Genomic DNA, 2411 nt, shown 5'->3' on the forward strand with positions numbered 1-2411 from the left:
ATGTTGGGCGTGCCGGCGCCCTTGCGCGATTTGTAGGCGGCAAACGCCTGCTCATAGCCGGGCAGCGGTTTGCCGTCGCTCGGCACATGCAGTGTGTTGCCGTTCGGAAATACCCTGGCGAGTTCCTGGCGGCTGATGCCAGGCCAATGCCGCACATTGCCGACATCCATGTGTATGAAAGGCGAACCGGAGGTGGGGTAATAACCCACGCCGCCGCCCTGCATTTTGAGGCCGATGTCGCGCAGCTTCTTCAGCGGCACATCCGGCAGGAAGAAATCCATCGCGCGGCCAACCATGTGTTGGCTCTCCCGGGCCACGCCCTTCGAGCGGCTGCGCAGCATGGCGTTCGTCGCCGGCGAACGATAGGCGCTGACCACATGGATATAGGCTGTCGAGCCGCTGGCGCGATAGGCCTGCCAGACAAGATCGAGCAGGCGCGGATCCATCTTCGTCGGTTCGTTGCGACGCCAGTCGCGCAGCATGAGATTGATCTTCTTCAATCCCGCCGGATCATAGCGCCCATTGCGCTTGAAGACGATTTCAGCCTTCTCTCCCGTATGGAGATGTTGAATCCTCAAAGCACGCGTCTCCGCGAACGCGCCGGTAGCGCACAGGCAAAGGAACGCTGCGATGATGGCAGGCAGGGTCCAAAGACGGGAAGCACCGGGGGCGTTTTGCACGTTTTCGCTCACGTTCATGCCTTGCACGTTCTTTTGTTTCGGGCGATTTAGATTTCCGCCCAGATCAGGAGCCTTTCGGCCCTCTTCCTGACAAGCATGGATCTGACCGGCGAAGACGGGCATCCATGCCACAATACGTCATGTCGATGAATAGCATCTTGGTTAATGAATCGTGTCTTGCCGGAATGCGCTTCGGCTGGATTTGCCTGTGGCAGCCATTTTCTGAAGCAATGAACCGCTGATCGGGTCTGCCGGCACGAGGGCCGCGCCATCCCATGTACCCGCCTCGCCCTCGCAAATGCAGAGGACGATCGTGCGGCAACAGGGATGTTGGAAACTGGTGCTGCGAGAGAGGATTGAACTCTCGACCTCTCCCTTACCAAGGGAGTGCTCTACCACTGAGCTACCGCAGCCGCTGATGGCGGGGCTTCTGCCATATCGAACCGGCAAGCGCAAGGCCAAGTGCAACGCTTCTGTGAAAGGCTTTGCCGGATGGCTTTTAATGACATGGCAGTGCCACAATGTTGGCTATCCCTGAACAGCAAGCTGGTGGGTCGCCGGCGGGATGGGGCGATGGACGACAAGACAATTCCAGTGAAAAAGGATGGTCCACCGAAAAGCAGCGCAACAATCCGCAAGGATCGGCTCGCCGAGCAATTGCGCGCCAATCTGCAGAAGCGCAAGGCGCAGTCGCGCTCGCGGCGGACCGGCGAGGCCGACCTGCGCCCGGACGGGCTCGCTGCATCGAAGAAAATACAAAAAGATTAACTCAAATAGGTCACTCTTGGCCTGGGGTGGGCGAAATCCTATTTCTTGAACCAGATTGGCCAATGGTCTAGACGGGCCGCTACTCAAACGATTGAACCGGCCCTTTTTTGGCCGAGAGGGACGTTCTTCCATGGATCGCATCAGAATTGTCGGGGGCAACAAGCTCTCCGGAAGCATTCCGATCTCGGGCGCGAAAAACGCGGCGCTGCCTTTGATGATCGCCTCGCTTTTGACCGACGACACACTGACGCTGGAAAACGTGCCGCATCTGGCCGATGTTGAGCAGCTGATCCGCATCCTGGGCAATCACGGCGTCGATTATTCGGTCAATGGCCGCCGCGAGAAGCAGAATGAGGGCTATTCGCGCACCATCAACTTCTCCGCCCGCAACATCGTCGACACCACAGCGCCCTACGAGCTGGTGTCGAAGATGCGCGCCTCGTTCTGGGTGATCGGCCCGCTGCTGGCCCGCATGGGCGAAGCAAAAGTGTCGCTGCCGGGCGGTTGCGCCATCGGCACGCGGCCGGTCGATCTGTTCCTCGAGGGCCTCCAGGCGCTGGGCGCTGATATCGACGTCGACACCGGCTATGTCATCGCCAAGACCCGGAATGGCCGCCTTGTCGGCAACCGCTATATCTTCCCGAAGGTCTCGGTCGGCGCCACCCATGTGCTGATGATGGCCGCGGCACTCGCCAAGGGCGAGACGGTGCTGGAAAATGCCGCCTGCGAGCCCGAGATCGTCAATCTGGCCGAGTGCCTCAACGCCATGGGCGCGAAGATTTCCGGCGCCGGCACGCCAACCATTGCCATCGACGGCGTCGAATCGCTCTCCGGTGCGCGCGTGCGCGTCATTCCCGACCGCATCGAGACCGGCACCTATGCGATGGCCGTCGCCATGACCGGCGGCGACGTCGTGCTCGAAGGCGCGCGTGCGGACCTGCTGCAGACCGCACTGGACGTGAT

Annotated in this window: 3 protein-coding genes and 1 tRNA gene; 2 read left to right on the plus strand and 2 right to left on the minus strand. The window is 60.6% G+C overall.

What is annotated here, in order from left to right:
* Positions 1-698, minus strand: a 698-nt coding sequence (locus EN932_RS34050) for a YcbK family protein (RefSeq protein ID WP_128369435.1), incomplete at its 3' end; no start/stop codon positions are given.
* Between the two features lie 320 nt (positions 699-1018).
* A tRNA-Thr gene (locus tag EN932_RS34055) sits at positions 1019-1093 on the minus strand.
* A 160-nt stretch (positions 1094-1253) separates the two neighbouring features.
* Here EN932_RS34055 and EN932_RS34060 point away from each other — a divergent pair.
* Both EN932_RS34060 and EN932_RS34065 read left to right on the plus strand, forming a co-directional pair.
* Entirely contained in the window at positions 1254-1448 is a 195-nt protein-coding gene (locus EN932_RS34060; RefSeq protein ID WP_013530202.1) for a hypothetical protein, read from the plus strand.
* 130 nt (positions 1449-1578) lie between these two features.
* The coding region (locus tag EN932_RS34065) for a UDP-N-acetylglucosamine 1-carboxyvinyltransferase (RefSeq protein WP_128369436.1) at positions 1579-2411 on the plus strand (833 nt) is incomplete at its 3' end.

Origin of the sequence: Mesorhizobium sp. M7A.F.Ca.US.002.01.1.1 (assembly GCF_004022955.1) — a bacterium.
GTDB classification, from domain to species: domain Bacteria; phylum Pseudomonadota; class Alphaproteobacteria; order Rhizobiales; family Rhizobiaceae; genus Mesorhizobium; species Mesorhizobium ciceri.